General features: G+C 66.3%; 23 protein-coding genes, 1 tRNA gene and 1 riboswitch. Of the genes, 12 read left to right on the top strand and 12 right to left on the bottom strand.

Annotated features, from left to right (window positions below):
* Positions 1-7 precede the first annotated feature (7 nt).
* Positions 8-149: riboswitch (TPP riboswitch) on the bottom strand.
* Positions 150-206: 57 nt separating this feature from the next.
* Both ACS5PJ_RS04015 and ACS5PJ_RS04010 read left to right on the top strand, forming a co-directional pair.
* A complete protein-coding gene (locus ACS5PJ_RS04015) occupies positions 207-749 on the top strand; it encodes a heme-degrading domain-containing protein (RefSeq protein WP_439433627.1) in 543 nt (180 codons plus the stop codon).
* A gap of 36 nt (positions 750-785) precedes the next feature.
* Positions 786-1,049, top strand: a complete 264-nt coding sequence (locus tag ACS5PJ_RS04010; protein ID WP_439433626.1) for a DUF4235 domain-containing protein — start codon at positions 786-788, stop codon at positions 1,047-1,049.
* A gap of 96 nt (positions 1,050-1,145) precedes the next feature.
* On the opposite strand, the gene mnhG is transcribed toward ACS5PJ_RS04010, so the two are convergent.
* From mnhG to ACS5PJ_RS03980, 6 genes are read right to left on the bottom strand one after another with little or no spacing between them, the layout of a single operon-like run.
* Entirely contained in the window at positions 1,146-1,553 is a 408-nt protein-coding gene (gene mnhG / locus ACS5PJ_RS04005; RefSeq protein ID WP_439433625.1) for a monovalent cation/H(+) antiporter subunit G, read from the bottom strand.
* Positions 1,543-1,821, bottom strand: coding sequence for an MrpF/PhaF family protein (locus ACS5PJ_RS04000; RefSeq protein ID WP_439433624.1), 279 nt, complete (start codon positions 1,819-1,821; stop codon positions 1,543-1,545). Before ACS5PJ_RS04000 ends, mnhG begins: the two co-directional genes overlap by 11 nt.
* The gene (locus ACS5PJ_RS03995; RefSeq protein ID WP_439433623.1) at positions 1,818-2,363 is read right to left on the bottom strand and encodes a Na+/H+ antiporter subunit E; all 546 of its coding nucleotides are present in this window, start codon (positions 2,361-2,363) and stop codon (positions 1,818-1,820) included. The genes ACS5PJ_RS04000 and ACS5PJ_RS03995 overlap by 4 nt, the downstream gene beginning before the upstream one ends.
* Positions 2,360-3,967 (bottom strand): Na+/H+ antiporter subunit D, encoded by a 1,608-nt coding sequence (locus tag ACS5PJ_RS03990; protein WP_439433622.1) that lies wholly within the window; start codon positions 3,965-3,967, stop codon positions 2,360-2,362. The genes ACS5PJ_RS03995 and ACS5PJ_RS03990 overlap by 4 nt, the downstream gene beginning before the upstream one ends.
* Complete coding sequence (locus ACS5PJ_RS03985) at positions 3,964-4,554, bottom strand: Na(+)/H(+) antiporter subunit C (RefSeq protein WP_439433621.1); 591 nt, start codon at positions 4,552-4,554, stop codon at positions 3,964-3,966. Before ACS5PJ_RS03985 ends, ACS5PJ_RS03990 begins: the two co-directional genes overlap by 4 nt.
* On the bottom strand, positions 4,551-7,568 hold the full coding sequence (locus ACS5PJ_RS03980; protein WP_439433620.1) for a Na+/H+ antiporter subunit A: 3,018 nt from the start codon (positions 7,566-7,568) through the stop codon (positions 4,551-4,553). Before ACS5PJ_RS03980 ends, ACS5PJ_RS03985 begins: the two co-directional genes overlap by 4 nt.
* 194 nt (positions 7,569-7,762) lie before the next feature.
* Here ACS5PJ_RS03980 and ACS5PJ_RS03975 point away from each other — a divergent pair, with 194 nt between their 5' ends.
* From ACS5PJ_RS03975 to ACS5PJ_RS03965, 3 genes are all read left to right on the top strand, one after another.
* A complete protein-coding gene (locus ACS5PJ_RS03975; RefSeq protein WP_439433619.1) occupies positions 7,763-9,166 on the top strand; it encodes an MFS transporter in 1,404 nt (467 codons plus the stop codon).
* Between the two features lie 87 nt (positions 9,167-9,253).
* Positions 9,254-9,736: a cation:proton antiporter regulatory subunit gene (locus ACS5PJ_RS03970; protein WP_439433618.1), complete on the top strand. Its 483-nt coding sequence runs from the start codon at positions 9,254-9,256 to the stop codon at positions 9,734-9,736.
* A gap of 5 nt (positions 9,737-9,741) precedes the next feature.
* Positions 9,742-10,923: a cation:proton antiporter gene (locus ACS5PJ_RS03965; protein ID WP_439433617.1), complete on the top strand. Its 1,182-nt coding sequence runs from the start codon at positions 9,742-9,744 to the stop codon at positions 10,921-10,923.
* 115 nt (positions 10,924-11,038) lie between these two features.
* Here the strand turns inward: ACS5PJ_RS03965 and ACS5PJ_RS03960 are convergent, their stop codons facing one another.
* Positions 11,039-11,476 (bottom strand): putative endonuclease domain-containing protein, encoded by a 438-nt coding sequence (locus ACS5PJ_RS03960; protein ID WP_439433616.1) that lies wholly within the window; start codon positions 11,474-11,476, stop codon positions 11,039-11,041.
* Between ACS5PJ_RS03960 and ACS5PJ_RS03955 the strand changes: the two genes are divergently transcribed.
* Positions 11,467-11,967, top strand: a complete 501-nt coding sequence (locus ACS5PJ_RS03955; protein ID WP_439433615.1) for a hypothetical protein — start codon at positions 11,467-11,469, stop codon at positions 11,965-11,967. The genes ACS5PJ_RS03960 and ACS5PJ_RS03955 overlap by 10 nt on opposite strands.
* Positions 11,968-12,139: 172 nt before the next feature.
* On the opposite strand, the gene dcd is transcribed toward ACS5PJ_RS03955, so the two are convergent.
* On the bottom strand, positions 12,140-12,715 hold the full coding sequence (dcd, locus tag ACS5PJ_RS03950) for a dCTP deaminase (protein WP_439433614.1): 576 nt from the start codon (positions 12,713-12,715) through the stop codon (positions 12,140-12,142).
* Between the two features lie 136 nt (positions 12,716-12,851).
* On the opposite strand from dcd, the gene ACS5PJ_RS03945 reads away from it, so the two are divergent.
* The gene (locus tag ACS5PJ_RS03945) at positions 12,852-14,597 is read left to right on the top strand and encodes a CAP domain-containing protein (protein ID WP_439433613.1); all 1,746 of its coding nucleotides are present in this window, start codon (positions 12,852-12,854) and stop codon (positions 14,595-14,597) included.
* A 21-nt stretch (positions 14,598-14,618) separates the two neighbouring features.
* On the opposite strand, the gene ACS5PJ_RS03940 is transcribed toward ACS5PJ_RS03945, so the two are convergent.
* Positions 14,619-15,062, bottom strand: coding sequence for an SRPBCC family protein (locus ACS5PJ_RS03940; RefSeq protein ID WP_439433612.1), 444 nt, complete (start codon positions 15,060-15,062; stop codon positions 14,619-14,621).
* A 245-nt stretch (positions 15,063-15,307) separates the two neighbouring features.
* Here ACS5PJ_RS03940 and ACS5PJ_RS03935 point away from each other — a divergent pair.
* Positions 15,308-15,381: transfer RNA gene (locus ACS5PJ_RS03935), tRNA-Gly, on the top strand.
* A gap of 21 nt (positions 15,382-15,402) precedes the next feature.
* Here the strand turns inward: ACS5PJ_RS03935 and ACS5PJ_RS03930 are convergent.
* Positions 15,403-15,843, bottom strand: a complete 441-nt coding sequence (locus tag ACS5PJ_RS03930) for a hypothetical protein (protein ID WP_439433611.1) — start codon at positions 15,841-15,843, stop codon at positions 15,403-15,405.
* 147 nt (positions 15,844-15,990) lie between these two features.
* Here ACS5PJ_RS03930 and ACS5PJ_RS03925 point away from each other — a divergent pair, with 147 nt between their 5' ends.
* The 3 genes from ACS5PJ_RS03925 to ACS5PJ_RS03915 all read left to right on the top strand — a co-directional run bounded on the left by ACS5PJ_RS03925 (position 15,991) and on the right by ACS5PJ_RS03915 (position 18,309).
* The gene (locus ACS5PJ_RS03925; RefSeq protein WP_439433610.1) at positions 15,991-16,131 is read left to right on the top strand and encodes a hypothetical protein; all 141 of its coding nucleotides are present in this window, start codon (positions 15,991-15,993) and stop codon (positions 16,129-16,131) included.
* Positions 16,128-17,282 carry a N(5)-(carboxyethyl)ornithine synthase gene (locus ACS5PJ_RS03920; protein ID WP_439433609.1) on the top strand — a complete coding sequence of 385 codons (1,155 nt, stop codon included), beginning with the start codon at positions 16,128-16,130 and terminating at the stop codon, positions 17,280-17,282. Before ACS5PJ_RS03925 ends, ACS5PJ_RS03920 begins: the two co-directional genes overlap by 4 nt.
* Before the next feature lie 130 nt (positions 17,283-17,412).
* Positions 17,413-18,309 carry an SDR family oxidoreductase gene (locus ACS5PJ_RS03915; RefSeq protein ID WP_439433608.1) on the top strand — a complete coding sequence of 299 codons (897 nt, stop codon included), beginning with the start codon at positions 17,413-17,415 and terminating at the stop codon, positions 18,307-18,309.
* A 27-nt stretch (positions 18,310-18,336) separates the two neighbouring features.
* On the opposite strand, the gene ACS5PJ_RS03910 is transcribed toward ACS5PJ_RS03915, so the two are convergent.
* Positions 18,337-19,701, bottom strand: coding sequence for an MFS transporter (locus tag ACS5PJ_RS03910; RefSeq protein WP_439433607.1), 1,365 nt, complete (start codon positions 19,699-19,701; stop codon positions 18,337-18,339).
* 147 nt (positions 19,702-19,848) lie between these two features.
* Between ACS5PJ_RS03910 and ACS5PJ_RS03905 the strand changes: the two genes are divergently transcribed.
* A complete protein-coding gene (locus tag ACS5PJ_RS03905) occupies positions 19,849-20,703 on the top strand; it encodes a LysR substrate-binding domain-containing protein (protein WP_439433606.1) in 855 nt (284 codons plus the stop codon).
* A 595-nt stretch (positions 20,704-21,298) separates the two neighbouring features.
* Here the strand turns inward: ACS5PJ_RS03905 and ACS5PJ_RS03900 are convergent.
* Entirely contained in the window at positions 21,299-24,823 is a 3,525-nt protein-coding gene (locus ACS5PJ_RS03900; RefSeq protein WP_439433605.1) for a bifunctional proline dehydrogenase/L-glutamate gamma-semialdehyde dehydrogenase, read from the bottom strand.
* Positions 24,824-24,917 lie beyond the last annotated feature (94 nt).

Raw genomic sequence — 24,917 nt, 5'->3', positions numbered from 1 at the left:
TGCCGGACACTTCGAGAACTCGACTCCCTTGCGCCGGTACTAACCGGATCAGGTTCGAGGGTCTGCGGCTGTCCGCACTCTCAGCGCCCACCTACGGTTCCCTGGCAATGCCAGTGATGTCCGACGGCGGCGCTCCCCTGTCGTAAATAAATCTGCCCTGTTGGGCGTGGTCCAGTTTACACCGCCGGCGGGGTAGATTGTGGGCCATGACCTCCGAATCGTCCCCCGTTACAGCCTTCGATCCCGACTCGGGCGAGGACCAGCCCCGCGCCGCCCTCGAAGCCCTGACAGCCCGGATCGACGCCGAGGTCAGCGAGTTGCAGTTTCCGCGTTTCACCAAGGATGATGCGCTGAACCTGGGGCTGCTGCTGGTGGAGCTTGGCAAGAGCCGCAAGCTGCCCATCGCCATCGACATTTCCAGGGCGGACCAGGTCCTGTTCCACGTGGCGCTGGAAGGCGCCACGCCGGACAACGAGCACTGGGTGCGGGCCAAGCAGCGCACTGCGGCACGGTATGAGATCCCCTCGCTGCAGGTGGGGTTGCGCGCCCGGCTGCGGGGCGGCCGGATCGAGGACCAGGGCTGGTATGACGAGTCCATGTACGCGGCCCACGGCGGCTGCTTCCCTGTCTATGTCACCGGCGTCGGCGCTGTGGCCACGGTGACGGTTTCGGGCCTGCCCCAGCAGGAGGACCACGACCTTGTGGTGGAAGCGCTGCGGGAGATCCTGGCGTCCATGCGGTTAGGCTAAGGTCAGTCCGTTTTTCGCCCGCTAGGAGTCACACGAATGAACCTTTTCATCAAGCTGCTTGGCACCGGGGTCAGCCTCGGCGCCGGCTTCCTCGGCACCAAGGTAGTCAACGCCGTGTGGGAGAAGTCCACGGGGCGCAAGCCGCCCACCGGCAAGCACGAGGACACTCCCACCACACTGCGGTCAGCCCTGACCTTCGCGCTCATCTCGGCCTCGGTCAGCACCGTCATCCAGGTGCTCGCCAACCGCGGCACCCAGCGCGCCATCACCCGCTTCGCCAAGTCCCAGGACATCGTCTAGCAGGCTGTCCGGCACCGGCGGGAAGGCCGGGGGCTGTCCCGCGCCGGCGGAACGGCCGGTCTGTCCGGCACGGGCGGGAAGGCCGGCCGCCCTTAATCAGTCCGGACGGCCGGCGTCGGACGCTTCGTCCCGGGCGGTCTGTGCCGCCTTCTGAACCACGGCTTCCAGCTCATCGGAGCTGAGCAGCTCACGGTGCAGGTGCTTGGTGCGGTACCCGGCGCGGCCAACCATGTGCGCGGACACCGGCACCGTCAGGAGCTGGAAGATCCACGCCACCAGCAGCACCGGCCACACCCACAAGGTGCGCATCTGCAGGCCGATGGACGCCAGCAGCAGGAAAAGGCCCAGGACCTGCGGCTTCGTGGCCGCGTGCATGCGGCTGAGCAGGTCCGGGAAGCGGAGCAGGCCGACGGCGGCGGCAAGGGACATCAGGGCACCCACCACCATGAACACGGCGGATACGGTGTCGATGATGATGTCCACCGGAATGGCTTCAGGATTCATTGGGCTGCTCCCGCCGGCCGGCCACGAAACGCGCCACCGTGGCCGAGCCGACGAAGCCGACGATCGACAGCGCCACCAGCAGCATCAGGTTGTTCAGGTGCCGGTTGACGGCCATGTCGACGCACAACGCCGCGCCCAGGATGGCCAGCAGGACGTCCGAGGCCAGCACCCGGTCCAGCAGCGATGGCCCGCGGGCAATCCTGATGATGGCTCCTGCGGCCGCCAGCGAAAGAATGACTGCGGTGACAGCCAGGACGGTCTGCATCATGCTGCGGCCTCCTGCCGGATCGTTTCGAGTTCTGCCGGCGTGCCCATGATGCGGATCAGGCCTGCCTCGATGCTCCGCACTTCCTGGCGCAGTTTCTCCACACCTTCAGGGGTGCTGATGTTGAGCGCATGGAGGTACAGGGTGGAGGTGGAACGGTCCACTTCCACCACCAGGGAACCGGGGATCAGCGAAATGACGTGCCCTGTGGCAGTGACCATGAGGTCCTGGTGGCTGCGGAGCTGGACGGCGACGACGGCGCTGATCACCCGCGGTCCGCGGACCGCGGCCAGGTACATGACGTCGATGCTGGCGGCCACCACCTTTCCCATGAACCGCACGGCGAACGGGACGGCGTGGAGGATGTTGAACCGGCCGCTCAGTTCCACCGGAGGCAGATAGAACATCCGCGCCACCAGCACGGCCAACAACGTACCGAAGAGCAGGTTGCCGGGGCTGAAGTCCTGCCACAGCGCGCCCCAGACGATGACGAGCCACACGAGCAGGGGAAGTTCCTGCCTCAGGGAAATCCGACGGCGGCTCATTTTCCGCCTCCGGCCTTCAGTGCCAGCGGCGGTACAGGCGCGTCCTCGCCCAACACCGCTTGGATATATGAGGTGCGGTCAAGCATTTCCTGGGCGGCATGGTCGGCAACACCGAAGAGCGGGCCGGCGAAGACGGTGAGCGAAACGCCGAGCAGCACCAGGCCCACGGTGGGGCCAACCATTGTCCGGGGCAGCAGCGTGACGTTGGTGCGGCCGGCCCTGCTGCCGGTGTCCGAATCCTCAGGCGCGGCCAGCAGCACGGGGTCCGGGTACTCGGCGTCGGAGGGCTTGCGCCAGAACGCGCGGTTCCAGACCCGGGCCACGGCCAGGAGCGTCAGGAGGCTGGTCACCACTCCGCCGATCACCAGGGCGTAGGCCAGCGGGGTGCCCAGTTCGATACCGGCCTGGATCAGGCCCACTTTGCCCAGGAATCCGGAGAACGGCGGGATGCCGGCAAGGTTCATGGCGGGCACAAAGAACAGGATGGCCAGCACGGGCGACAACTTGGCCAGGCCCGCCAGCCGGTCCACGGAGGAACTGCCGCCGCGGCGTTCGATGAGCCCTGTGACCAGGAAGAGGCTGGTCTGGATGGTGATGTGGTGGGCCACATAGAAGACAGCGGCGCCCAGCCCGGCCACCGATGACATCGCCAGGCCGAAGACCATGTAGCCGATGTGGCTGACCAGGGTGAAGGACAGCAGTCGTTTGATGTCGCTCTGGGCCAGTGCACCCAGGATTCCCACCACCATGGTCAGTAACGCCGCGATCATCAAGGGCGTGTTCAGACTGTCACCGGGAAACAGCAGGGTTTCGGTGCGGACCATCGCGTACACGCCGACCTTGGTCAGCAGGCCCGCGAACACGGCGGTTACCGGTGCAGGCGCGGTGGGATAAGAGTCAGGCAGCCAGAAGGACAGCGGGAACACAGCGGCCTTGATGCCGAACGCCACCAGCAGCATGACGTGCAGCAAGGTCCGGGTCCCCTCGTCCAGGTCCGCGAGTTTGATGGCGAGATCGGCCATGTTCACGGTTCCGGTGGCCCCGTAGACCATGGCGATGGAGATCAGGAACAGCACTGAGGAAACCACGGACACCACCACGTAGGTGACACCGGCGCGGATGCGCGGGCCGGTCCCGCCCAGGGTCATCAGGACGTAACTTGCCGTCAGCAGGATTTCGAACCCGACGTACAGGTTGAACAGATCCCCTGACAGGAACGCATTTGAGACCCCGGCCACCAGGATCAGGAAGGTGGGGTGGAAGATCGACACCGGCGCGTCCTGGTCGCCGTCGGCCATTCCCTGCCCGGTCGCGTACACCAGCACCGCCAGGCTCACCGCGGAGGACACCACCAGCATGAGGGACGAGAACTGGTCCACCACCATCACAATGCCCCAGGGCGGCAGCCAGCCACCGATGTGCACGGCGGACGTCCCGCCGTCCCACACCGACGCCAGCAGCACGCACTCGAGCAGGAGCGTCAGTGACAGCACCCCGATGCTTACGGCGCGCTGGGACCGGGAATGGCGGATCAGCAGGAAGGCCAGGGCGGCCCCGAGGATGGGAAGGACGACGGCGAGCGGGGCAAAGCTTGCGATGTTCACTTCACACCTCCTTCGGGGCCAGGGTTGAGGTTGCGTGATCCGGGCTGCTCTTCCGCTGCGGCATCGGCGGCAGGAATTTCCCGCGAACCGGCCGTTATGGTCGCGGCCGTTCCGTGGGCGTCAGCCGCCGGGCCATGGTCGGAGAGTGAGCTCCCGTCGCCGCCAAGCATCGTCAGGGGAAACTCGGAGGTCTCGGCCGGAATCTCGGCGTCGTCCTCGGCATCAAAGCTTGGGGTCTCGGCGACGCGAAGGTCCTCGAGGTCGTATTCGATTTCGTCCTGGCGCGCCAGGACCCAGGTGCGGTAGATGATGCCGAGCATGAATGCCGTCACGGCGAAGGAGATGACGATAGAGGTGAGGATCAGGGCCTGCGGAAGCGGGTCCGCGTACTCCTGGGCGGCGGTGTCCTTGGTGTACAGCGGAGCAAGCCCGGCATAACCGCCCGTTGCCAGGATCAGCAGGTTGGTGGCGTTGGCCAGGAGCATCAGCCCCAGCAGCACCCGGGTCAGGCTCCGTTCCAGGATCAGGTAGATTCCGCAGGCATACAGCGCGCCCATGACAATCAGCAGGGTCAGGTTGACACTCATCCTTGGCCCTTCGCGGTGGTTTCGACGGCGGCGCCCACAGGCTCGGGCTCGCTGGCCGGCGTCTCCTCGTCAGCCTCGGCATCCTCTTCAAAATGCTCGTCAATCTTGCCGCCCAGCGAGCGCAGGACGTCCAGAACCAGGCCGATGACCACGGTGTACACGCCGATGTCGAAGACGGTGGACGTGACGAACTTGATGTCGCCGAACACCGGCAGCCACAGCTCGATAATGGCGCTCTGGAACACCTGGCCGCCGAGCAGCAGCGGCACGACCCCGGACGCCGCCGCCGTCGCAAGCCCTATCCCCAGCAGGGTCCCGGCACCCACAGGTGTGGCCTCCCGGAGTTCGAAGCGGCCGCCCGCCAGATAGCGGATGGCCAACGCAAGGCCTGCCGTGAGACCGCCTGCGAAGCCGCCGCCCGGCAGGTTGTGCCCGGCCAGGAGGAGGTAGAGGGAGAAGATGATCAGGGTGTGGAAGATCAGCCGGGTCACCACTTCGAAGATAATGGACCGGCGTTCAGGTGCGAGGGTCCGTCCCGCCACAATCCAGGCATCCCTGGTGGAGGCCGCGAACTTCCGGCTGATGGCGAGGGCTGCTGCCTCCCGCGACCCCGGATCCACGCCGACCTGCCGGCCGACGCTGCCCTCGGCAACCGTGGCGGAGACTTTGATCCGGTCTCCGCGTCCGCGGACAAAGATCAGGCTGGCAACACCGGTGGCGGCCAGCGCGAGGACCGCTATCTCACCGAAGGTGTCCCAGGCCCGGATGTCCACCAGGGTCACGTTGACGATGTTCAGCCCGCCGCCGCCCTCGTAGGCGAGGCGCGGGAACTCCAGCGAGACCGGGACGGCCACCCGCGCCCCCATGGCGTAGATGGCGGCAAAAATCATGGTGGTGCCGAATGCCAGGCCGATCACCACCCGGACCACCCGGTATTTTCCGCCGGTCCGGTCCCTGAGCTCGGCCGGCAGGCTGCGCATGCCGAGCACGAAGGCCACCAGGATGATGGTCTCCACCAGCATCTGGGTCAGGGCAAGGTCCGGTGCGCCCTGCAGCGCGAACATCAGGGCAATTCCGTAACCCGTCACCGACACCATCAGCACGGCCAGGAACCGTTTGTTTGCCTTGACCGCGGCCAGCGCGCCGATCACGATTCCCGCCCCGACGACGGCCTGGAGCGGCGAGTACGGATCGATGAAGTACAGGTTTTCCGGCAGCGGCTTGCCCGCCAGCAGCATGACGGTCAGCGGAAGCGCAAACGCCATGGAAAGGATGACGGCCAGGTAGAAGTACAGCGAACCGCGCTGGGTGCGTCCGGTGATCCACACGGCGGTGTCATCCAGCGCCCCGATGGTGAGCTGGTAGGCCCTGTCCGCATCGAGCCAGCCCGGCACCAGGTCCTGCGCCCGGGCCACGGCGGTCCGTCCGAAGTGCATGGCCAGGCCGAGTGCGAACGTGAGGGCCGTCAGACCCAGCGCCGGGGTTAACCCGTGCCACAGCGCCAGGTGCCCTGCCTGCTCACCGGGCGTCCCGGCGTCGGGCGCGGTGGAGGCGAACAGAGCCGCGTATGGCTGGATCCAGGTGTCAACGGGCGCCGGCCACAGTCCGTAGGCAATGCTGAGGACGCTCAAAAGGGCCGGGGCTGCCAGGAACGAGGGCCTGACCGCCTTGAACGGCGTGGGCGCCACTCCGGGCTTCGCCGCGAAGGCGCCCCACATGAACCGGGCGCTGTAGGCAAAAGTCAGGATGGAGCCCAGGACGATTCCCGCGAGCACCGCGGCGCCCCACGGGCCGCTCTGCGCATGGTGGACAAAAGCCTCCAGTACCGATTCCTTGGCCACGAACCCCGCGAGCAGGGGCACACCGGCCATGGAAGCGGCGCCGACGCCCGCCACGATGGCCAAGGCCCGTGACGAACGGAAGACGCCGGACAGTTTGCGGACATCACGTGTTCCGGACTGGTGGTCGATGATGCCTACCACCAGGAACAGGGTGGCTTTGAAGAGTCCGTGGGCGAGGAGCATCGCGAGGCCGGCGAGCGCGGCGTCCGGCGTACCGAGCCCTACCACCATGGTCAGGAAACCGAGCTGGCTGACTGTGCCGTACGCGAGGATGAGCTTGATGTCCGTCTGGCGGAGCGCCCGGTAGCCGCCCACCAGCATGGTGGCAAGACCCAGTCCCAGCACGATCGGCTGCCAGTAGGAGGTCTCGGAAAAGCCCGGCGCCAGCCTGGCCACGAGGTAGATCCCGGCCTTCACCATGGCCGCGGCATGGAGGTACGCGCTCACCGGGGTGGGAGCAGCCATGGCGCCCGGGAGCCAGAAATGGAAGGGTACCAGCGCGGATTTGCTGATGGCACCCACCAGGATCAGTACGACGGCGACGGCCACCACGTCCGCGGACGGTCCCGTGATCAGCGTGGAAGCCTGCGCCAGGATTGCCGAAATCCGGTAGGTTCCGGCGCTGAAGCCGAGCATGACCAGGCCCACCAGCATGGCCAGCCCGCCCGCGGTGGTCACCATCAGAGCCTGCAGGGCCGAGCGCCGCGCGGCCAGCCTGGTCCGGGCGAATCCGATCAGCAGGTAGGAAAGGATGGTGGTGAGTTCCCAGAAGATGAACAGCAGGAGAAGGTCGTCCGCCACGACAAGGCCGAACATGACCCCCGCAAAGGCGAGCAGCTGGGCACCGAAGCCGCCGAGGTTCTCGTCTTTCTTCTTGAAATACCGCGCACAGTAGACGAGCACCAGGGAGCCGATGCCCAGCACCAGCAGCGACATGACCCAGGCCAGGGCGTCCATCCTGAAAGCCAGGTCAAGTTTGAGGCCGGGAATCCACGGGATGACTCCGGCTACTGCGCCTGACTCCGAGTACACGGCACCATGCTGGAGCAGCAGCCACAGGAAGGATCCGGCGGGGACAGCGGCCAGCGCATAGAACGCACTGCGTCCCCAGACCCTGAACAGAAACGGCGCCACAGCAGCCACCGCGAAATGCACGGCAAGAACTGTGATCACTGGTATCTCCGCGTTCGTCAGGGATTCGATTGTCAAAGGTCGGGGCAGGCGGTCAATTCGTTGGATTCGGTGGCCACAGTTTATCAAGGCCCCACCGACAATTTTCCCGGGCCGTCGCCGCCAGCCGACGGATTTGCCGGGTGTCCGGGCTGCCTTGAACTCCATGTTCGCCACAGGCGGATACCATTCAGCCTATGAACACCGCCAGCGCTCCCGAGGCCACGCAGCCGCCATCGGAACTAGCCTCCGGAAACCAGGCCGCGGGCAAGGGCAGGGTGATCGCTTGGGCAGCCTGGGACTGGGGCTCTGCGGCGTTCAACGCGGTCATGACCACGTTCGTCTTCACCGTCTACCTGACCTCCAAGGCATTCGGCGGCGAGGACCAGGCCTCTGCGGTCCTCGGCGGAGCGCTGGCCATCGCCGGCCTGGCGATCGCCTTGCTTGCCCCGGTGACCGGGCAGCGCTCGGACGCGGGCGGACGGCGCAAGCTGTGGCTGGGCGTCAACACGGCCGCCGTCGCCATCCTCACGGCGCTGTGCTTCTTTGTCTTCCCGCGGCCGGAGTTCCTGCTGCTGGGTGTCTCCCTGATTGCGCTGGGGAATGTGTTCTTCGAGTTCGCGGGCGTGAACTACAACGCCATGCTCACCCAGATTTCAACCCCCAGGAACATCGGCAAAGTCAGCGGCTTCGGCTGGGCCATGGGATACCTCGGCGGCATCGTGGCACTCCTGGTGGTGCTGCAGCTGTTCGTCCAGCCCCGATTCGACTGGTTCGGCGCCTCCACGGAAAACAGCCTCAACATCCGCTTCGTTGCCGTGTTCTCCGCACTGTGGTTCTTCATTTTTGCCCTGCCCGTCCTGTTCGCGGTCCCGGAGCTTCCGCGGCCGGCGCAGGTCAAGCCACTGGGCTTCCTGGCCTCCTATGGGCTCCTGGTCCGCCGGATCAAGGCAATCTACGCCACGAGCCCGCACACCATCTACTTCCTCCTCGCCAGCGCCGTCTTCCGCGACGGCCTGGCCGCAGTGTTCACGTTCGGCGGTGTCATCGCGGCCGGGACCTTCGGCTTTGAACTGCCGCAGGTCATCTTCTTCGCGATCTTCGGCAACGTCGTGGCCGCCGTCGGAGCGGTCATCGGCGGATTCCTGGACGACAGGGTGGGGCCCAAGGCAGTCATCATCGGCTCGCTGGTAGGGCTGCTGATTGCCGGCACCGTGATCCTGGTCCTTGGCAATGGCGATTACGTGTTCTTCGGAACGGAATGGGCCGGTACCACCACGTTCTGGGTTTTCGGCCTGTTCCTCTGCCTCTTTGTAGGCCCGGCCCAGTCCTCGTCGCGGGCGTACCTGGCCCGGCTGGCACCACACGGCGAGTCCGGCGAGCTCTTCGGGCTTTACGCCACCACCGGCCGGGCGGTCAGCTTCCTCGCACCGGCCTTGTTCACGCTCTGCATCGCGCTGGCCACACCCCTGGTCGCCTCCGGTGAGGCGCAGCGCTGGGGGATCCTCGGCATCATGGTGGTTCTGCTTGCCGGCCTCGTGGTCATGCTGCCGGTGAAGTCTCCGGACAAGGCCGCCATCGCAGTGGTCCCGTCCGCCTAACGCGAACAAACCCGAAGGTCCCGCCGCCGCGCCCCCATCCCGGCGCGCGGCCACCCCAAACCGTCCGCCGGAGACTAGGCTGGAATCATGAACGTGGACGAGACAGACCTCCCCGGCATGGGCCGGCGGAAGGACTTTATGACAGCTTCCGGGCGCCGCATCGGCGTCGTGGAGCTCCGGGAGGGCCAGACGGAACTTATCGTTTCCACCTGGGACGATCCCGATACCTGCCAGGCGTCGATTCCCCTGACCGGGGACGAGGCCGCCACCCTGGGCAACCTCCTGGGCGGGCAGCATCTGGCCATGAAACTGTCCGAGGAGCACCGGGAAATCCCCGGCATCGTGACCCGGCAGTTCTCCATTGCCGCCGATTCCCCGTTCCAGAACCAGCCCATGGGCAAAGCCTGCATCCGCACCCGGTGCGGTGTCTCGATCGTGGCGATCATGCGGGAAGGCGAGGTGGTCCCGTCGCCGGGACCCGACGTCGTGCTTCACGCCGGTGACCTGCTGGTAGCCGTCGGCACGCAGGAGGGCCTTGACGCCGCGGCCGATATCCTCCGCAACGGATAATCGACATGGACCCGCTGGCCCTGACCCTCATTGAACTGGGGGCCGTTGTGTTCTGCCTCGGCCTCCTGGCCAGGCTGGCCGGACGGATCGGAATGTCACCCATCCCCCTCTACCTCGTTGGCGGACTCGCCTTCGGGGCGGGCGGCGTGGTCAAGCTCGAAGGCATGCAAGAATTCGCACATCTCTCCGGTGAGATCGGCGTTATCCTGCTGCTGCTTATGCTCGGTTTGGAATATACGGCTTCGGAGCTTTTCACCGGCCTGCGCAGATCATGGCAGGCCGGTGTTCTTGATATGGTCCTGAACTTCGTGCCCGGGGCCGCACTGGCACTCCTGCTCGGCTGGGGTCCGGTGGGCGCCATGGTCATGGGCGGCGTGACGTATATTTCGTCCTCCGGGATCGCCGCCAAGGTCATCACCGACCTCGGCCGGATCGGTAACCGCGAAACTCCTGTGGTGCTCTCCATCCTGGTGTTCGAGGACCTGGCCATGGCCTTGTACCTGCCCATCCTCACGGCGACTTTGGCCGGCGTGAGTTTCCTGGGCGGGCTGACCACCGTGGGCATTTCCCTGGCGGTGGTCACGGTGGTCCTGATCGTGGCGCTGCGGCACGGGCATCACGTGTCCAAGGCTGTGCACAGCGAAAACTCGGAAGTATTCCTGCTCAACCTGCTCGGGGCGGCGCTGCTCGTGGCCGGCGTCGCGTCCGCCATGCAGGTCTCGGCGGCGGTGGGTGCCTTCATGCTCGGCATCGCCATCTCGGGAGCCACGGCCCACAGTGCCACCCGGATTCTCGAGCCGCTGAGGGACCTCTTCGCCGCGATCTTCTTCGTTGCCTTCGGGCTCAACACGGATCCGTCGTCCATTCCGCCCGTGCTCGGGTGGGCGCTGATCCTGGCCGTCGTCACCGCCGCCACCAAAATGGTCACCGGCATCTGGGCTGCCAAACGGGCCGGCATTGCCCGCCCCGGCCGGTTCCGTGCAGGCGCGGCCCTCATTGCCCGCGGCGAGTTCTCGATCGTCATCGCCGGGCTGGCTGTGGCCTCCGGCGTGGTTCCGGACGAACTCGCTGCCATGGCCACCGCTTACGTCCTGCTCATGGCGATCATGGGTCCGCTGGCCGCGCGCTACGTGGAGCCGGCACTGAAAGCCTTCCGCTGGCCGGTACGGGTCCCAGCGCAGGCCTGAACGCCCGCGCCCCGTCCCGCCTGGCTCCCCGCCGCCGCCCCGCCCCCCGCCCGCGCCTCACCCCACATCGAGTGGCGACGTCTCGCCGCTCTGACCGTGGTTTAGCGCCGAGACCTCACCCCTCGATCCGCCACCCCGCCCGCACCAGCGCATCCAGGACGCGGTGGGCGCACCCGTCGTAGCCCCAGGTCCGCACGTGGCCTGCCGTCACAGTGACCGATTGCCATCCGATGGCAACGATGGATTCGTCCCTGCTGATGTCTAATTCACGCTGGCGGGGGTCCAGATGGTGGCGTCCGTCGTAGTTGACGGCCACCTTGAAGCGCGGAAAGGCCATGTCCGGCCATGCAAGCTCCCAGCCGGTTGGGTCCTGCACCACGTAGCTGAGCGCTGGCTCCGGCAGCCCCATCCTGCCGATGGCCAACCGCAGCCGCGTCTCCGGCACCGAATCGGCACCAACCCGGCACAGCTCCAGGGCAAGTCTGGCTTTGCGGATGCCCCGGATGCCCGGGTTGGACGAGACTTGTTCCTTGAGGTCCTCGAGTGAACACAAGGCCTTCTTTGGAGGCCGAAGCTCCTGGACTGGCTGCAGATGAAGAAGTCACCGGCAGCCACGAGGTCCTCAAGACCCAGGACAGAGGCCAGGTCCAACCACGTCCGCGCCGGGCCGGTGGCGGGCACGCCGTCGAGCATTTCCACATCCTGCTGGCGGAACGCGAGCCGGTGACCGGCTATGCCTTTGCGGACCGGCCGCGCGCCTCCGGAAGCCTTCGCCAGGTGGATCCTCGGGTCCTGCTGCAGGGCGAGGGGCAGCGGACAGTCCCACAACAGCGCGGCCGTGGCCAGGCTGCAGACCGTGTCCGGCGCCAGAGCCGTGAGCAGTGCACAGGTGTGGTGCAGCGTCTGGGCAGCACCCCACGGAACGCGAACGCCCCGGCTGGCGACTCGAAGGTCACTCCGCCATGCACGCCCGGCCGGGACGCCCGTACGGACCTGCTGCTCCAGGGTGAAGGACAGCCCCGCGAGGTGGTCGGGAAGTGGTGAAGGGGGCCGCATAAGCCATTGTTGGCACAGTTAATCCGCCGCCTGCGGGTTATGCACAGTGTGGAGGAGCAGTGGCAGCCCGGCTCGCGGATCGAGTGGCGAGGTCTCGCCGCTTAGGCCAAGGGTTAGCGCCGGGATCTCGCCACTCGATGGAGTCGCCCCTCGCTGAGCGTCAGACCGGGGTGCGGTGGAAATTCAGGTGGCTTCGGCTGGCGGTGGGCCCGCGCTGGCCCTGGTACCGGTTGCCGTACTCGCCCGAGCCGTAGGGGAATTCAGCGGCGGAAGTCAGCCGGAAGAAGCACAGCTGGCCGATCTTCATTCCCGGCCAGAGCTTGATGGGCAGGGTGGCCATGTTGGACAGCTCCAAGGTGACGTGCCCCGAGAATCCCGGGTCAATGAACCCCGCTGTGGAGTGCGTCAAAAGGCCCAGGCGGCCCAGCGAGGACTTGCCCTCGAGCCGGGCGGCGATGTCGTCAGGGAGCGTGACGGTTTCGTAGGTGGAGCCCAGGACGAACTCGCCGGGGTGCAGGATGAAGGGCTCACCGCTCTCAACCTCCACCAGCCGCGTCAACTCAGGCTGTTCCTCCGCGGGGTCGATATGCGCGTATTTGTGGTTGTCGAAAAGCCGGAAGTACCGGTCGATCCGCACGTCCACCGAAGACGGCTGGACCATCACGGGATCGTACGGTTCAAGGACGATCCGTTGGGAGTCTATTTCGGCACGTATGTCGCGGTCAGAGATCAGCACGCCTCCCAAATTACTATGCGTTGTCCACAGCGCACATTCTTTCGTTGTTGCTGTCACCTGGTGGGGCTAATGTTGCCTCAGAATGTCAGCCGCCGGATGGTCTCCCGGTCGGTTCCAACTGAACAAAAAGCTGGGGATGAATTTGAGAAAATTTGCGGCGCCCGCCGTTGTGGCAGTCCTGTGCGCGCTCTCGCTCGTGTCCCCGGCCGCGGGCTTGTACGCCGGCCAGCGAACCGGTCAACGGACGGGCCCCGCTGTTGCCCAGGCCGCCGGGGCAACGGGGCCAAGCGCGGTCACGCTGAACCCGGCGCTTGCAACGGACGACGGCGGCCGTGCTGCCGGCGCGGACACCGGCGCCGGATCGCCGCTCGCCCCGGCCGTGGAACCGTTGATCACGCCGGCGTCGCCTGCCGTCGCCAGTACTTCAGAGACACCCACGGCTGGCAGCACGGCGGCGGCACCCGCGGAAGCCGTGCCGGCCAGCGAACCGGTCGCGCCCGAACCGCCCTCCATACCTCCGCTCTGGGCCCCGGACGCCGAACTGAACCAGCCGGCCACGAAGTCCGCAACGGAATCGGGGGCCGCCACGCAGTCCCCTGCCACGGGATCGCTCAGCACTGAAGCCCTGGTGCCGGACAACAACTCGGCCGCCATCCTGACGGTATTCAACAAGATCAACGAATACAGGGTGGCCAATGGCCTGACCGCAGTGAAGTACCACCCCACGGTTGCCAGCCTGGCACAGGAGTGGTCAGACAACATTGCCACCCGTGAGGTGATCGAGCACCGGGCCAGCTTCTGGACAGACCCCCGCGCCCTGAACCCGAACAACGGCGCAGGAGAAATCATCGCCATCCGGACAGACCGTGACGCGGCGCAATTGGTGGAATGGTGGAAGGGCTCCCCGGGGCACAACGCCATGCTGCTCGATCCCCGCTTCAACGTCATGGGCGCCGGGATCTCCTACACAAACAGCCAGTACCAAATCTGGGGCGTGGTGAATTTCTTTGGCTACACGACATTGCCGGCAGGCACCATCAACTCGCCCGGTGGAACCCTGACGGGAGGAAATGCCTTCCCTGCCGCCTCACCCACTCTGTGCGATCCGGCTGTCAGGCACATGCCGCCCACCCAGAACCTCGCCGGCGCCGCCATTAACAGCGCCGCCGACCTTGTCACCATCAACGCCTCAGGCCAGCTCGTCAACCGCCCGTCCACCGGGAACCGGACCTACGGCCCGGCCAAGGTGATCGGCTCCGGCTTTGCCACAGCCAAGCAGGTATTCACCACCGACTGGGACCGCGATGGCACCTACGATCTCCTGACCCAGTGGAACGACGGCAACCTGACCCTGCACAGAGGCCTCGCCGCGGGGGCATTCAATCCTCCGGTCACCTTGGGCAGCGGCGGCTGGGACACGCTGAGCCTGGCCGTCGGCGGGTGGTGCGCCAACAACAGGCTCCCCCAACTCCTCGCGCTGGACACCTACGGAAACCTGTACCTCTACCCGAACCGGGGCCTTGGGGATCTCTCCGCCCGCGCCACGGTGGCTACGGACGTTTTCGCCAGCCGCATTTCGATGGTGGATTATGACGCGGACGGGTTCCAGGACCTGCTCGGGATCAAAACCGACGGCACCGTCCAGCTCTATCGGGGCTGGGGCACCACAGCACTCCGCGCCGAAGCCCGGTCCACCGTCATGACCGGTTGGGGCGATGTCACCGGCATCAGGCCGCTGCGGGATGTCACCGCGTTGAACTCCACCGGAGTGGCACTCCGCCGGGCCAACGATGCAGTTCAGTACTGGGACCTGAGCGGCGGAACCCTCGCGGCGCCGTCGAACATTTCAGGAAGCTGGACCGGCCAGCGGCTCGCGCAGTAACAGCCGCCCATCGGGGGAACGCTAAGCGGCCTTGCGCATCTCCAGCACGTCCTTGAGGCGCGCCAACTGGGTCACTTCGGCCTTCATGGTGCGCTGGATGCCGGTGTTCATCAGGCCGAGAAGGCCTTTTGGCTGGTATTCGAGGGCGAACCGGACGCGCGTTCCGGACTGTTCGGTGCTGAGGTAATAACCGCCCGCGGGCTGCGCCGGGCCGGAAATCACCTTGAACTGGATCTCCGCGCCGGGCCTGGCCTGGGTGATTTCAAAGTCGGCAGGGACAGGCCGTCCGGCCCGGCCCGTCATCGTCTGCTGGTAGACCGCGCCCTTGGTTCCCGCTGCCCCTGAGACCAGATCGATGGCACGGATACCCCTGCGCCACTGGGGGAGGTTCATCCCGTCGATCAGGAAGTTGTAGACCGCCATGGCGTCGCGGCGGATAAGCACCTCGTGCTCTGCAAATGCCATGGCGTCCTTCGTTCAGCGTCAGGGTCGGCGATGGTAGCCCGCCCCACCCCCATGACACTGCAGCTAACGGGTTCAGAGTAGCCACTCCTGCCGCCCCTGACCTAGCCACCGTCGGCGACGTTATTGAAGAGTTACTGGATGACGCTGCCGTGTCCTGGACACGGCCCCGCATGGGCGGCACAGGTTGCACGGGAGGCCGCGCATCTGCGCTAAGCTAAGTTCTGCCCCGCTGAAAATGGGGCGACGCGGCTGTAGCTCAATGGTAGAGCGCTAGCTTCCCAAGCTTGATACGCGGGTCCGATTCCCGTCAGCCGCTCCAACGTCATTGAAATCGCGCGGGTTAACGCCCCTGGCCGTTCCTGGCCTTCCTCACTCCACGCTCCACGGCCTTCTTCAGCGCCGCCAGGCGTGCCGCCTCCAGCTTCCGGCAGGAGCCTTCCTTGGCCCCGGAAAACATGCGCCCGAGCCCCTTGGCAACGTACTGCGAAGTCACCGTCATCCGGGTGCTGTCAGCCACCGGATACAGCACGTAGGAGCAGATCACCGTTTCGCCGCGGGCTTCGTGTGTTTCCGTCCAGGACCGCTCCGGCACCTGGTCCTGGAACTGGAGAACCTGTCCCTCCTGACCGGGCACTGACGCCCGGCTTTGGGCATCCACGCAGAAGGCATAAACCTCCGGCCGTCCGCAGGGGATGAGGACGGTGCTTTCAATCGTGATGGTTCCCATGGTGCTGTTCCCGGAGTCCGCAAGGCCTGCCCGGCGCAGTGCCCAGAGCGTCATTTTCACACCGGAAACCTGCACGCACAATGACCGCCGCGCCAGGGCCCTGGGTGCCCGATTCGGGACGCCGGTGATCCGGCGGCCCGTTAGGTGGCTGCGTGTATCGTCGGAAGTCAGGAACTCTTCGGTTCCGCTACAGGAGCAATCATGGCTGACAAGTCCCCCCGTCAAGCAGCATCCGCAAAATCCGGCAAGTCCATCAAGGAAAAGCGCGCGGACAAGAGGGCCGCTTCCGCGCCGGCCAGCTCCCTGGACGCCACGTCCAGCAAGGCCGCCAAAAAGAAGTGAACCGCCAACAGACCCAGCTGAGCCTGGGCGTCCTGGCCTCGACGCGGAAACCGGACGAGCGCCGCCTGCCCATCCATCCCCTGCATTTCGAACGCATTGACCCCGAGCTGCGCCGGCGCATCATCCTGGAGGAGGGCTACGGTGAGCGCTTCGGCGTTTCTGACGGGCACCTTTCCACGCTCGTGGGCAAAATGGCCACCAAGGAAGCGCTCCTGGCGGAGGCCGACGTCGTACTCCTGCCGAAACCGCAGCCGGAGGACCTCGCCGAGCTGCGTGATGGCCAGGTCCTGTGGGGCTGGCCGCACTGCGTGCAGGACCGTGCCATTACCCAGCTGGCCATCGACAAGAAGCTCACGCTGATTGCGTTTGAGGCCATGAACCACTGGGCCAGCGACGGCGGTTTCGGCCTGCACGTGTTCCACAAGAACAACGAGCTGGCCGGTTACTGCTCAGTCCTGCATGCCCTCGCACTGACCGGCTCCACAGGCGACTACGGGCGGCGGCTCAGTGCCGTGGTGATTGGTTTCGGTGCAACCGCCCGGGGTGCCGTGACGGCGCTGAACGCGCATGGCATCCATGACGTGCAGGTGCTGACCAACCGCGGGGTTGCTGCGGTTGGCGCCCCGATCCATTCGGTGAATATCGTGCAGTTTGATCACGACGCCGAGGCCCCCTTCCTCAGCCAGGTCATCACTGAGCGGGGCAGGGTTCCGCTGGCGCCGTTCCTGGCGGAGAGCGACATCGTGGTCAACTGCACTCTCCAGGACCCCAACAATCCGCTGACCTATCTGCGGACCGAGGACCTGGCAGCGTTCAGTCCAGGCAGCCTGATCGTTGACGTTTCCTGCGACGAGGGCATGGGCTTCAGCTGGGCACGCTCCACAACGTTCGCCGAACCCATGTTCACCATCGGCGACCACATCAACTACTACGCGGTGGACCACAGCCCGTCCTATCTCTGGAACTCGTCCAGCTGGGAGATCAGCCAGGCACTGCTGCCCTTCCTTGAGACGGTCATCAGCGGAGAGGCGGCGTGGGACAGCAACGAAACGATCTCCCGCGCCATCGAAATCCGCGACGGCGTGGTGCTGAACAAGGACGTGCTGGAGTTCCAGAAGCGCGGGGCGGAGTACCCGCACCCGGTCCTCTAGGGCAGCCGGTCCTCCAAAGCAGCCGGCAGCGGTGGTGGCCGCGTATTGTTGCATCTAATAAAGCCCCAACCGGGAGGTCTGCCATGAACCTCGGCCAGGCGCACGCTCCCCACTCCGGAGGCGGCCAGCCATGATTCTGTTGGCTGGCGGCTCCGGAACAGCGGGCAGGGCGCTTGTCAGGGCATTGCAGGACGCCGGGATGCCGTTCCGCGTGTTGACCCGGTCTCCGCAAAGCGCAGCCGGCCTACAGGGCAGCGGCGTCCAGACCGTCCTCGGTACTGCGGAAAGCCGCGCGGATGCCGGCCGCGCTGTGAGCGGCTGCACCGCCGTCGTCTCTGCCATCAGTGGCTTTGGCCCCCAATCGGGCAGCACGCCCGCTGCCGTGGACCGGGACGGGAACATCAACCTGATGGATGCCGCCAAGGCCGCCGGCGCCACCCGGTTTGTGCACTTCTCAATGCACGGGGCGTCTTCCTCACACCCCATGGAACTGGCCCGGATGAAGTACGCCGCCGAGCAGTACCTGGTTGCCAGCGGCCTTGAATGGACCATTATCCGGCCCACCACCATCCTGGAAACCTACGCGGGGCTCATGGGTGACTCCCTGCGTAAGAGCGGCGTTGCCGTAGTCTTCGGACGCGGGGACAACCCGGTCAACTTCGTCAGCGCCCGCGATGTGGCCGCCGCGGTAGTGCTTGCGCTGCGCGGCAGCCTGAAGGACCAGGCCGTGGACATCGGCGGGCCGGACAATCTGCCTCTGAACGAGCTGGCAGCCCTCCTCGTCGAGCACAACGGCGGCGGCCGGACTGTCCACGTTCCGCTGCCCCTGCTCCGCATCGCTGCGGCGGGCGCGAGGCTCGTCGCACCGCCGTGGGGCCGCGTGCTGGGCGGGGCGGTCCACCTGGGCGCCGCGGACATGTCCTACGACGCAGCGCCCGAACGTGCCAAGCTCCCGGGAGTGCCGTTCACACCGGTCCGGCAGGCCTTGGCGGCGCCCGGACCGGCAGTGCCCGGGCAGGACGTTTAGGCGGGTCTTGTTGGGCTGCCGGGCAGTTCAGGCTGCCCCCCGGCTCACGATGCGCACCGGGTGGCGCCTGTCCTTCAGGTCCATCCGGAGTCCCAGCGCACCCTTTCGGGCGAGCACGACGCCGACTGTCAGGGCCGCGAGTGCCGGCACCCCGCCGGACACGAAGAGGGCAACGTGCGGATCCACGTGTTCGGCGATCCAGCCGATCATGGGTCCGCCGATGGCCTGGCCGCCGATCAGCACCATGATGTACAGGCTCATGACGCGGCCGCGGATGCCCATGTTGGAGCTGATCTGGACCAGCTGGTTGGAGCCGGTGAGGAACATCAGGCACCAGAAGCCGGACAGGACCATCACCCCACCGAACCAGACCAGGGACGGTGCGAACGCGGCCAGGCACAGCATCACACCATACATTCCGGCGCAAAACACCACGGACCGGAGCCGCAGCTGCCGGCGCCGGGTGGAGGCGACGGCCCCGGCCAGCGCGCCCAGGGCTACCAGGGCGTTCAGCAGGCCGTAGCCGCCGGCGCCGACGTCGAACACCCGGTCCGCAAAGGCCGCCAGCAGCACGGGCAGGCTCATGGCGAACACGGCGATGAACCCGGCCATCAGCCACGGCCAGTAGATAGTGGGCTTGCTGAGGGCGTACTGCAGCCCTTCGCGGAGCATGCCCTTCTTCTTGGGCGCGGGCGTGCTGATGAACAGCCGGTCCTTCCGCAGGAGCAGCAGCATGGTCACCGTGGAGCAGCACGCCAGCGCATTCGCGGCGAAAGCCCAGCCTGCACCGACCGCGGTGAGCAGCAGTCCCGCCAGTGCAGGACCGATCAGGCCGCCCAGCTGGAAGGTGGTGGAATTGACGCTGATCGCATTGCGCAGGTACTTCGGGCCCACCAGTTCGTTCACGAACACCTGCCGCGCGGGCTGGTCCAGCACCGTGACCAGGCCCAGCACCAGCGCAATGACATACACGTGCCAGACTTCCACCGCGCCGCTGAGCGCAAGGAAGGCAAGTGCAGCCGCCAGCACGCCGGCCATGGACTGGCACAGGATAAGGATCTTCCGCTTGGCGAACCTGTCAGCCATCATTCCGCCCCACGGGCCAAGGATCAGCGACGGCAGGAACTGAAGTGCCACCGTGATGCCCACGGCCGTGACGGAGCCGGAAAGTTCCAGCACCAGCCAGTCCTGGGCAATCCGTTGCATCCAGAGGGCGATCACCGCAACGAAGTGGCCGATCGCGAATATGCGGAAGTTGGGGACCTTCAGGGAGATGAAGGTGTGCCGCCAGGGGAGGTGTTCACTGACGACGGCGATGGGCTGGGTTCGGGACGAAGCGGAGTTGATGACGGGCTGGCTGACGGTTGCCGATGAAGGCGGTGGGGGTGCCACAGGGATGTCCTCAGGGAAGCGGGCGGTCCGGGATGACTCCAACGCTAAGCTGATCAGGAGTGATTATGTAGAGGTATCGACTCTATAACTAGCATTGCAAAACGTAATAAGGCCTCTATACAGGCCGCTGCAGCCCAAGGAGACCCAGTGTTCGAACCAGCCCAGCTCCGCTCCTTCCTGGCCGTGGCGGAGACACTGAGCTTCACGAAGGCCGCCGAGCGGTTGGGACTCGCGCAGCCCACCGTCAGCCAGCACGTCCGCAAGTTGGAGCAGGCCGCCAAGCGGATCCTCATCACCAGGGACACCCGTGACGTCCGCCTGACCGACAACGGGGACGCCATGGCCGGCTTTGCCCGGACCATCCTGTCGGCTCACGACGCCGCCGCCCGCTACTTCTCCGGATCCGCCATGCGGGGCCGCCTGCGCTTCGGCACGGCCGATGACCTTGCCATTACCGGACTCCCCCGGATCCTGCGCGAATTCCGGCAGGTCTACCCTCAAATCAACCTTGAGCTGACTGTGGGGCAGAGCGACCAGCTGTACAGGAAGCTCAACGCCGGCCAGCTGGACCTCGTGTTTGTGAAGTGGGTGGCCGGAGCCAAGGACGGCACGGTGGTCCAGCACGATTCCTTCTCCTGGGTGGGCCTGGAGCAGACCGTCCTCGAGCCAGGGGACCATGTGCCGCTGATCGCCTACCCCTCCCCCAGCCTCAGCCGGAAACTGGCCATCGACGCCCTCGAATCACACGGCCGGACCTGGCGGATCACCTGCACCACCCGGCAGATCAGTGGCGTCCTGGCGGCGCTGAGGGCCGGGATCGGGATCGCCGTCATGCCGACGTCGCTCGTTCCGGAAGACCTGAAAATCATCACCCGCCGGTTCGACCTGCCACCGGTGGGCGACGTCGACTTCACCCTGATACGCAATCCGCTGGCCAACGCTGAAGTGATCGATGCCCTGACCCAGGCCATCGTGGGCAGGACCCTCAAGAAGTCGGCCTGACACTGCCGGAAACCCCCGGGCCGGGGTTGCTCAAACCATTGTAGAAAAAGCCCGCCTCCCCTATGCTGGATTATCCATGGGGTCAAGCAGTGGCCGGTTCAAACCGTACGAGCGCGCCCTGCAACCCATGGGCCGGCCGCGCTCGGGATAGGCAGCCAATGACGACAGCCGAGAACACCCATTTTTACCCCGCATTAGCGCGCCCGCACCACCCGGTGCGCCCTCTGGTCACCCACCACTCGGGTCACAGCTCCATCACTTCCAGGGCGGAGCCGGAATTCGTCAGCAAGCCGACATGCGACAAGTGCGGCACGGACGAGTTCATTTATCTGGAGTCTTACATTCCTCCGGTTTACCGGCGTGACGGGGCGGTCAGGACACTGGGCGAAGTCGCCTACACCTGCACCCGTTGCGAAGAATTTTCCGCCCACAGCGTTCCTGCCTCGTGGGCTCCCCCGGGCTGGTACCTGGGGTGACTACTGAAGGTCTCCTGCCGCGCCGGAGCCGTTAGCTCAAGCGCAGCCACATCACACAACAGCGAAAGGCCCGGCGCCTGGACAAGGCGGCCGGGCCTTTCGCTGTTCCCGCATCAGGCTTAGATCAGGGCGTCCGAGAGGTGGTTCGGGGTCCCGAAGCGGTGGGCGGTGATGCTGATGGCCTGCTCGTGCAGGAACGGCAGCAGTTCAATGCGCCCGGCTTCCGTGACCGGGTGGGAGTACACGGCCAGGTCAGGCCGGCCGTCCGTTGCCTCGGCCAGGGCGGTCGCGTCCCCGCCGATCAGCCGGATCCGGGCGCCGGACAGCTTGCCCGCCGCGGCGAGGCGGGCAGCGGTAGCCAGCCACCCGGCGTCGGACTCCACCGCAACGGTGATGTCCAGTCCGGTAAGCACGGCGCGCAGCTGGGCGGGAAGTTCGACGGCGGTGGACACCGTCAGCGCGGACCCGGCCAGGACGCCGGCAGCCACAGTCCGGGCAAGGTGCGCCAGCGGGGCACCCTCGGAGAGCCGGACGGTGACCGGCAGCGGACGGTAGCGGAAGATGTTCCGCTCGGCACTCAGGCCGGAGACGTCCTTGGCGGTGCCGAACTCATCGGCCCAGGCCTGTGCGTCGGATGCCAGCGAGCGCTGCAGGGACTCCAGTTCGGTTGGCTGCAGTGTTCCCGCGGTTGCGTCCAGGATCCGGCGAACCCCCGGGTTGCTCACGGTTGCTGAGGATGTGGCCTCGCCGCTGACCCAGTGGCCGAGGCCGGCCAGGTAGTTGGGGCCGCCCGCCTTGGTGCCGGCTCCAACTGCGGACTTCTTCCAGCCGCCGAAGGGCTGGCGCTGCACGATGGCGCCGGTGATGCCGCGGTTCACGTACAGGTTTCCGGCCTGGATGCTGTCGAGCCAGATGCCCAGTTCGTCCGGGTTCAGGGAGTGCAGGCCGGCGGTGAGCCCGTAGTCGATCTGGTTCTGGATGGCGATGGCCTCTTCCAGTGTGTCAGCTGTCATCACGCCGAGCACCGGCCCGAAGAACTCAGTGAGGTGGAAGTAGGATCCGCGGCGGACGCCGTGGCGCACGCCCGGGCTCCAGAGCCGGCCGGTTTCGTCCAGTTTCTTCGGTTCAACGGCCCAGTTTTCGCCTTCGCCGAGCGTGGTGAGGGCGTTAAGGAGCTTGCCGTTGGCGGGCTCGATGATCGGACCCATCTGGCTGGTGGGGTCCTCCGGGTAGCCAACCTTCAGCGAGGTCACGGCGTCGACCAGCTGGTTGTGGAAGCGCTTGGATTTGGCGACCGAGCCCACCAGAATCACCAGTGAGGCTGCGGAGCACTTCTGGCCGGCGTGTCCGAACGCGGAGTAGGCCACGTCCTTGGCTGCCAGATCCAGGTCGGCGCTGGGGGTGACGATGATGGCGTTCTTGCCGCTGGTCTCGGCCAGGAGCGGCAGGTCCTTGCGGAAGGAACGGAACAGCTCGGCGGTCTCGTAGCCGCCGGTGAGGATCACGCGGTCCACGGACGGGTGCGAGATCAGGTGCTTGCCCAGCTCACGCTCGCCCAGCTGGACCATGGTCAATACGTCCCGCGGGACGCCGGCTTCCCACAGGGCTTCGATCATCACCGCACCGCTGCGGCGGGCCTGTTTGGCAGGCTTGATCACGACGGCGGAGCCGGCGGCGAGGGCCGCGAGGGTGGACCCTGCCGGGATGGCGACCGGGAAGTTCCACGGCGGCGTCACCACGGTGAGCTTGGCCGGAACGTACGTGGCGCCGTCGACCTTTTCCAGCTTGCGGGCCGATTCGGCGTAGTAGTGGGCAAAGTCCACGGCTTCGCTGACTTCCGGGTCACCCTGGTCGATGGTCTTGCCGGTTTCGCTGGCCATGACTTCGAGGAGATCGGCGCGGCGGGCCTCGAGGACGTCGCCGGCGCGGTGCAGGATCTCAGCGCGCTCGTCGCCTGAGAGTGCACCCCAGGCCTTGCCCTTTTCAACGGCAGTTTCGATCACGGAGTTGAGGGTAGCCTCGTCCGCGATGGTGGCGGCTTCGACGGCGGCGTTGCCCAGGGTGGAGGACGGGACGCGGCCCAGGATGGCCCGGCCCCAGTCGCGGTTGGCGGGCAGCGACGGATCCGTGTCCGGGGTGTCCTTGAACGAATCGTGCGGCAGGGGCTGCGGCGGAAGGTTGCGGTTCTGCTGCCGGTTGGCCGGGGGGACGGCGTCGTCGAGCTTGTCCAGGGAGGCGAGGAAGCGCTGCTTCTCCCGCTCGAACAGGGCTTCGTTCTCGCTCAGTTCGAACACCGCGGACATGAAGTTGTCCTGGCTGGCGCCCTCTTCGAGGCGGCGGATCAAGTACGCTATGGCGACGTCGAACTCGGCCGGGTGCACCACGGGGGTGTAGAGCAGGAGCGAGCCGACGTCCTTCTTCACGGCTTCGGCCTGGCCCTGGGCCATGCCCAGCAGCATCTCGAACTCGATGCCGGATTCCACCCCGCGCTGCTTGGCCAGGAGCCAGGCAAAGGCGATGTCGAACAGGTTGTGGCCGGCCACGCCGATGCGGATGTTTTTGATCCGGTCCGGGTGCAGGGAGTAGTTGATGACCCGCTTGTAGTTGGTGTCAGAGTCCTGCTTGGTGTGCCAGGTGGCCAGCGGCCAGTCGTGCAGCGAGGACTCCACCTGTTCCATGGGCAGGTTGGCGCCCTTGACCACGCGGACCTTGATGGCAGCCCCGCCGTTGGCGCGGCGTTCCGCGGCCCAGTCCTGGAGGCGGATCATGGCGGCAAGGGCGTCCGGGAGGTAGGCCTGGAGGACGATGCCGGCTTCCAGGTCCTTGAACTCGGGCTTGTCCAGGATCCGGGTGAAGACCGCAATGGTCATGTCCAGGTCCTTGTATTCCTCCATGTCCAGGTTGATGAACTTGGCCTTCTGGGCGGCGCCGGTCCCTTCGCCGGTCCCGGCGAAGGACGCTGCGCGGGTGAAGAGCGGCGTGAGCTTTTCGACGACGTGCTCCACGGCCTCCTCGAACGCCCAGGCGGAGTGCGGGGCCACGGTGGAGGAGACCTTGATGGAGACGTAGTCAACGTCCGGCCGGGCCAGGAGGGTGTGGGTGCCTTCGAGCCGGCGGGAGGCCTCGTGCTCGCCGAGGACTGCTTCGCCGAGGAGGTTGACGTTGAGCTTGATGCCGTCCTTGCGGATCTTGGCGATGGCCGGGCCCAGCTTGGCGTCGGTGGCGTCCACGATCAGGTGGCCCACCATTTCGCGGAGGACCCTGCGGGCGATGGGAATGACCACCCGGGGCAGGACCGGGGCCATGGTGCCGCCGAGCTGGACCGCGCTGCGCATGTACCAGGGCAGGAACGCCGGAACCTTGGGCGCAAGGGCGGCGAGGTTGCGGGCGGCGACGTGCAGGTCCTCGGGACGGACCACGCCGTCGACGAACCCCACCGTGAAGTCCAGGCCGTTGGGGTCCTTCAGGACGCCCGCGAGCTGCTCGGCCGAGGCATCAACCGGAACCTTCGAAGCTTCGGTGAGCCAGCGGCGGACCAGCGCGATGGTCTCCGCAGCCAGGGCACGTGCCTGGGGCACGTCAACGTCAGCAGTGCGGGGCGCCGTGCCGGCGTTCACACCGGGTTCGATTGCAGTGTTGGTCATGGCTGGTTCTCGTTCTTTCTTCGGCAATGTTGGGGTCTTATCCATCAGTATGAGCCTGCGGTCACATAAGATAAAGCGATGTTTTCTGAGCAAT

It is taken from the genome of Pseudarthrobacter cremeus, assembly GCF_051857465.1.
Taxonomy (GTDB): domain Bacteria; phylum Actinomycetota; class Actinomycetes; order Actinomycetales; family Micrococcaceae; genus Arthrobacter.
This window is presented reverse-complemented; position numbering and strand designations above follow the sequence as displayed.